Annotated in this window: 6 protein-coding genes and 2 pseudogenes; 7 read left to right on the forward strand and 1 reads right to left on the reverse strand. The window is 40.9% G+C overall.

What is annotated here, in order from left to right; genetic code table 11:
* The first annotated feature begins 92 nt into the window (after positions 1 to 92).
* Entirely contained in the window at positions 93 to 1,103 is a 1,011-nt protein-coding gene (locus F6J99_RS11295; protein ID WP_365973114.1) for a GNAT family N-acetyltransferase, read from the forward strand.
* 543 nt (positions 1,104 to 1,646) lie between these two features.
* Here the strand turns inward: F6J99_RS11295 and F6J99_RS11300 are convergent.
* Positions 1,647 to 2,603, reverse strand: coding sequence for an Rpn family recombination-promoting nuclease/putative transposase (locus tag F6J99_RS11300; RefSeq protein WP_293113004.1), 957 nt, complete (start codon positions 2,601 to 2,603; stop codon positions 1,647 to 1,649).
* Between the two features lie 322 nt (positions 2,604 to 2,925).
* Between F6J99_RS11300 and F6J99_RS11305 the strand changes: the two genes are divergently transcribed.
* From F6J99_RS11305 to F6J99_RS11330, 6 genes and pseudogenes are all read left to right on the forward strand, one after another.
* Positions 2,926 to 3,999: a P-loop NTPase fold protein gene (locus F6J99_RS11305; protein ID WP_293113005.1), complete on the forward strand. Its 1,074-nt coding sequence runs from the start codon at positions 2,926 to 2,928 to the stop codon at positions 3,997 to 3,999.
* A gap of 169 nt (positions 4,000 to 4,168) precedes the next feature.
* Positions 4,169 to 4,405 (forward strand): annotated as a pseudogene (locus F6J99_RS11310) (transposase family protein); the annotation flags it as partial.
* A gap of 78 nt (positions 4,406 to 4,483) precedes the next feature.
* Positions 4,484 to 4,621: a hypothetical protein gene (locus tag F6J99_RS11315; protein WP_293113006.1), complete on the forward strand. Its 138-nt coding sequence runs from the start codon at positions 4,484 to 4,486 to the stop codon at positions 4,619 to 4,621.
* Positions 4,622 to 4,811: 190 nt separating this feature from the next.
* Positions 4,812 to 4,997, forward strand: a complete 186-nt coding sequence (locus tag F6J99_RS11320; protein ID WP_293113007.1) for a hypothetical protein — start codon at positions 4,812 to 4,814, stop codon at positions 4,995 to 4,997.
* Positions 4,984 to 5,163, forward strand: coding sequence for a hypothetical protein (locus tag F6J99_RS11325; protein ID WP_293113008.1), 180 nt, complete (start codon positions 4,984 to 4,986; stop codon positions 5,161 to 5,163). Before F6J99_RS11320 ends, F6J99_RS11325 begins: the two co-directional genes overlap by 14 nt.
* Before the next feature lie 696 nt (positions 5,164 to 5,859).
* Positions 5,860 to 6,434: pseudogene (locus F6J99_RS11330) on the forward strand (hypothetical protein); the annotation flags it as partial.

Genomic DNA, 6,434 nt, shown 5'->3' on the forward strand with positions numbered 1-6,434 from the left:
TATTCTACAAGACTTCGCGTAAAAATTCGGAAATAATCAAAATATTTCTTCACGGCGGCTAAAGCCGCTACGAACCTTCATCCCCGGTATAAATACGCGGGGCTTTCGGTTTTTGGCTCCCACGTAAAACTGTGCCCATGGCAGGAATTGCTGTGGTTGGTGTAGCGCCAGAGTATCGCGGTCAAGGGGTAGCTTACCAATTAATGGCTAAGACTATTATGGCACTCCATGACCAGGGCGTGCCAATTTCTACGTTATATGCTTCTACTGACGCCCTTTACCGGAAAGTAGGCTATGAACGGGCAGGAAACCGTTGCCTTTGGAAATTGTCTACCAAAACGATTTCGTTATGCGAACGCAATCTTCCCATGCATCAAGTAGAGCCAGAGAATTACCAGGTCTTCGAGGAGGTCTATCACCAACACGCTCAAGCCAATAATGGGAATTTAGACCGCAATCGAGCTATCTGGGAAAATCTGGTGAAACCAATAGTAGCAAAACCAGAAGAAACTATCTATAGCTATCTGATTGGTTCAGAAACTCTACCGGAAGGTTACATAATTTTTACTCAAGAGGAAGACGATCAGGGGCTTCGGATTACGATTAACGATTGGGCATTGCTGACCACAGCTGCTATCAAGCGTTTTTGGACGTTTATCGCTGATCATCGCTCCCTAGTCAATCAGGTGTATTGGTATAGTTCTCCCCATGACCCGTTAATGTTAGTGTTACCAGAACAAACGGCTAAAATCGACACTCGATATTACTGGATGTCACGAATTATTGATGTTCCCAAAGCCTTAGACAAGCGAGGTTATCCGGTAGGAATCGATGGGGAATTACACTTGGAAGTTGAGGATGATTTGATTGAGGCTAATAACGGTAGATTCCGTTTACGTGTTCATCAAGGGCAAGGTGACGTTACTCCAGGAGGTAATGGGGATCTTCAAATTAGTATCCGAGGCTTAGCGTCTTTGTATAGTGGTTTATATAGTCCTAGACAACTGCAACTTGCCGGTTATTTGAAAGCCACAAACGAAGCGTTGTCAGTAGCGACATTATTGTTTTCTGGATCTGAACCTTGGATACCAGATATGTTTTGAGGTAAATATTCAGCGGTTTTCAATTGGGTCAGGTATAGATTCCTGGGTTTTAGGGAACAGGGAACAGGGAACAGGGAACAGGGAAGTCAGAAGAGGTGCATCTCATATTTGTAAAAAATATGAGAAATGGGGTAGGGTGTGTTAGGGAAGGGCTAGCTCTGATTTTCCAAATCTTTCCCAGTGTTGAGAAAGCCCGTCCCGTAACGCACCACCGGATCAAACGGTAAAAATGAGATGCACCCGTCAGAAGAGGGAACAGGGAAAAAATCCTGTGTACCTCAGGTGCGACCCGTGGCGAATTTAATTCTTAATGGGTCAAGCGCACCTAATAGTTATGAAAAATGCTGTATGCCCTAGGCGCATATGCGTAATATTTTTCAGAGGATAATTATATCATATTCAGATAATAATTTATTAAAAAATATAGCTTACTTCTGCTAAGTAATTTCCCTCTTCATCCCCTGTTCCCTGTTCCCTGTTCCCTGTTCCCTGTTCCCTGTTCCCTATTACCTAATATTTATAAGTGTTCAATCGAACATGATATTAATCTTGAGTTTCATTCAACCAAGCCCTTAAATCATCAACATTATAAAAATATAACAACGCTTCACTTAACCCTTCCAACTGCTCCAGTGACAGTTGAAGAATTTGCTGTTGCAGTTCACTCGGTATTTCTCCTAAGCTACGGGATAGCAGACGGAGGATCAGTGCTCGTTCTCGTTGTGCTCCTTCTTCTCGACCTTCTTCTCGACCTTGTTTGAGCCCTTCTTCTCGACCTTCTTCTCGACCTTGTAGCAACCCTTCTTGTCTAGACGTCTCGACAATATTATTCATATCTCGGTAATATTTGAGACTATTTTGGTAGTTATCCTGTTCAGTACGAGAAAAATTTGCAATTTCTGCCACGTCAAACAATTGATTGAATACTGACTCTTGCAATGGTTGAGGGCGATTCTGTAATTCTGAGAGATTTTTCAGGACAAACAGCCATTTATCAAAATGTGTTTCTAATTGGTCTAGGGTTTTCGTAAACTTTGGCAACTCGAGATAAAGGAATTTGAGTTTGTCATAAAACACTTGACAATCCTGATTTTTTAGCTCCACAGTATGTAGGATTGTTTCATCACGTTTATGGTCGTCAAAAACAAAATCTAAGACCCCGACAGTATAAACCGCCTTTAACTGATAATCCCAATCGCCTTTTTGCGCTTGTTCTTGGATCGGAAATGTGGAATAGTAAACACTTCTATCCTTAAAGAAGTTTTGTTTTGCTTTTTGAAATAGAACAATAAAGCTTTCCCCAGTTTTGGCTTGACAGTAGATTTCAAAAATTACCTTGTCTGTATTATTGAAGGTAACATCTTCAATTTCATGATGAGGTGGTAAAAGGGTATTTAAAAAATCAATAAGTAGTGCTTTATTTTGCTCTGTACCAAAGACACGCTTAAAGCCAAAAGCCGTAAGTAAAATAATATACTTATCTTTGAGATAATAGACCATGATAGTGCTAGAGCAATCGCCCCTGATCTGATCATGTATGATTGGATTTAGTTAATTATATTATAGCAGTTTTCAATTGGGTGAGTTACAGATTCCTGGATTTTAGGGAATAAAATACACATAAAATAGCACAAATATTGTGTATTTTATAGGTATAAAAAAACTGTATTTTTTATACCTATACTTTATAAAAATAGTCTGAATTAGTTACAAACACTATTAATAATTAATTCACAAAAATTATTCAGACTAATGACTCCATTAGCTATAGTGTTTATCATAAGGAGCTACATCTAAATTTTATTATCTGTTCCCATTAACTATGTGCAACGTTAACTATTGGAGACAAGCTTACCAACTCTTTAACCCAGACCAACCCCTGACGACACTAGAAGAAATTGAAGATTTTTATGTCCAGCGAGAGGATAGTCCAGTAAAAAATGTAATTAATACTCTGCAGATGGAAGATCAGCCAGTTAAGTTTTTATTAGCTGGTCATCGGGGCAGTGGAAAAACAACGGAATTGCGACGGATTGAACAGGAGCTAGGAGAAAACTATACGGTAATCTGGGTTGATGCGGCAACAGATCTCAACCGCTATAACATTGGTTATGCTGAGGTGGTGGTGTTGATTGGAATGGAAGTTTGTCGCCAAGCCATTCAACCAGGCTGGTTGTTAAATCGGAATCAGCGCTTACTGGAGGCTTTGAGAAATAGCCTGAGAACCGTAAGTTATAGAGATCAACAAATGAATGCTGAACAGTTAGAATTACCAGACGTTTTTACAAGATTGGGGTTAATTCTGAGACGGGGATTCACTCGGGATATTACTAGAAGCCTTAACATTGGTCCTGATCTTAATGACATCATTACTCGGACAAACGATATTATTCAAGCCGCTAAAACAGACTGCAATCAAAACTTATTAATCATTGTAGATGGTCTCGATCGCCAGGATTATGGCACCGCTGTGAAAATGTTTGCTAGTTCGCTGCTGACAGAATTAGAGTGTCATATCATCTACACCATTCCAATTTCCTTACGATATTCCCCTAGCTTTCGGCAACCGATGGAAAGCTTCCAATGTTTAGATTTGTATAATTTGCCTGTATTTGAATGCGATCGCAATTCTGGTCCCACCTCAACCCCTAACAATCTTGGTCGAGATATCTTGAAGTCTGTGATTACCAAACGATTAGCTAAAATTAATGAAACAGATCTATTCACTCCCGATGCCTTAGATCTATTATCTGAGAAGAGTGGTGGTGTGATCCGGGATTTAATCCGACTAGCGCGCACGGCTTGTCAGGTCGCCGTGAAGAATAAAAAGGAATATGTAGACACAACCATTGCTCAGGAGGCGATTCAAGAAGAACGCAGGGCTATTTCATTCTAATTGCGCCCGTGATATGCTAAGCAAGTCCTCTTCTATATAAGCCTTTTCAAGAGATGTCTGAGATTGCTATTGTTGAAGCGTTTGCGAATCTCCCCGATACTCGCGCCCTGAGCAGGACAACGCCATACTCAAGCTCTGTGTTTAGCCTTGTAAACCCCTTGCGGTTGCGGCTGGAAATCGGGGCTTTCTGGCGATTGGAGACTGGTTGAAATCCTATCACGATGAATTAGTCGCACTGTTCGAGCCACCCAAACAGCGCTTACCGTCATATAGCACCATTCGACGAACGTTGCTCAGAATAGATGATCAGAAGTATTCGGCGTGCTTATCTCGTTTTTTTTACATTGAACCGAAAGCCAATGAAACCATCGCAACGGATGGGCTTTGTGCTACTTTGCTCCTATGAAGCCATCAGTGATGACCCAAACAAAGACTCCCAAGAGCGCGATTATGCTGGGTTTGCGCTTACATTGTAGAACGAGGGTTGATTCTCGAACCCGATGAGGTCGATTCAAAAACCAATGAAATCACAGAACTACCAGCCTTCATCAAACAGATGGCTCTCAAAGGCGTGGTGTTTGCCTTTGATGCCATCAGTACCCAAAAAAAACAGCTCAGGTAATCATTGAAAGTGGCAATGATTACCTCGGAGCCCTCAAAAGCAACCAATCGAGATTACTCAGAGCGGTTCAAACGCGCTTTCGATCCCGAACAGAGTGTCCAACAGATCAATAAGGGACATGGCCGAATTGAAAAACGCACCGTCAGCAAAGCGTCATAAATTGGATTGTATACCTGCTTTCCCAGGGCTTATGACCTTAATTCGTGTGCACTCAGAACGCCAGGTTCATCGGGCAACCATCATTGAGGTCAGTCATGAAACTCGCTATTACGTTGCTTCTTTTATTGAGACAGCCGTTGAGTTTGCTCAACGCATTCGAGGGTATTGGGGGGTGGAAAACAAGGTTCATTATGTACGTATCGGTGACTCAATATGAAGATGCCTCCCGCATTCGAACTCCACCACTGGTACAGATTTGGGCCATTGCCCGAAACTTTTCCCTCAACTTGTATCGTGAACATGGCTTTGAGAATATGGCTCAGGCTCAGCGTCGTGCTGGTTCTACTCTTAACACACTCAAGGACTTGTTTAGAATGAAATAGCCCTGACAAGAACGTAATAATGAATAGGAGTAGAGTGGGTATCCTGCCCGCCCGAAAAGATCCAGTGCGCTTCCCATATTAAGAATTAAATTCCCTCAAGGTGTATCTTGTAATGGCCGGGGAACCTAGCCTTGGAAAGTGCCTTCAGATAACATTACCAGGAACAGGTAAGATGCCCATTCCACAAAACTCTTAAAATCATTCTATTATTAAGCAACGCCGATTTTTTAAGTGGTTTTAGTAGAATTCAGGTAACCTTGTGAATCAGTAGGTCTTTTTGGACAAAAGAGACCTATCTTTCTTTTATAGCAACCTAATTATAGTTTAGGACAAAATATGTGGGTTGAAAGGGAGCAGGGAGTAGGGAGCAGGGATTAGAAATATGTCTTAAACTTTACTTCAACTGCTATACCACAAAATGGTGGTCATGCCTTACATTTAAAGCTTCTCAGGCTATTTTGTCGCCCCTTCAGTTAGATTATACTTTTTTTTGATCAATTTGTAAGTTTTTAACAACAGGACAAAAACAGTTAATTTTAAGTGAATAACAAATTTAAAAAGTTTACTTATTAAATAAATCATTACAATTAGCCGCTAAATAAAGTCATTATTAAGAATGAATAATTACTCGATAATCTATACTATTTATAATAGTTATGAGCTACATCTAAATTTTATTCTCTGTTCCCATTAACTATGTGCAACGTCAACTATTGGAGACAAGCTTACCAACTCTTTAACCCAGACCAACCCCTGACGACACTAGAAGAAATTGAAGATTTTTATGTCCAGCGAGAGGATAGTCCAGTACAACATGGAATTAATACTCTGCAGATGGAAGATCAGCCAGTTAAGTTTTTATTAGCTGGTCATCGGGGCAGTGGAAAAACAACGGAATTGCGACGGATTGAACAGGCGCTAGGAGAAAATTATGCCGTAATCTGGGTTGATGCGGCAACAGAACTCAACCGCTATAACATTGGTTATGCTGAGGTGGTGGTGTTGATTGGAATGGAAGTTTGTCGCCAAGCCATTCAACCAGGCTGGTTGTTAAATCGGGATCAGCGCTTACTGGAGGCTTTGAGAAATAGCCTGAGAACCGTAAGTTATAGAGATCAACAAATGAATGCTGAACAGTTAGAATTACCAGACGTTTTTACAAGATTGGGGTTAATTCTGAGACGGGGATTCACTCGGGATATTACTAGAAGCCTTAACATTGGTCCTGATCTTAATGACATCATTACTCGGACAAACGATATTATTCAAGC

The sequence above is a fragment of the Moorena sp. SIO4G3 genome (genome assembly GCF_010692305.1).
Lineage (GTDB): Bacteria > Cyanobacteriota > Cyanobacteriia > Cyanobacteriales > Coleofasciculaceae > Moorena > Moorena producens_A.

What these genes read in the sequence shown, in the direction of transcription:
- F6J99_RS11300 (WP_293113004.1), bottom strand. Translation starts at nt 2,603, where the DNA reads ATGGTCTATTATCTCAAAGATAAGTATATTATTTTACTTACGGCTTTT.
- F6J99_RS11305 (WP_293113005.1), top strand. Translation starts at nt 2,926, where the DNA reads ATGTGCAACGTTAACTATTGGAGACAAGCTTACCAACTCTTTAACCCA.
- F6J99_RS11320 (WP_293113007.1), top strand. Translation starts at nt 4,812, where the DNA reads ATGACCTTAATTCGTGTGCACTCAGAACGCCAGGTTCATCGGGCAACC.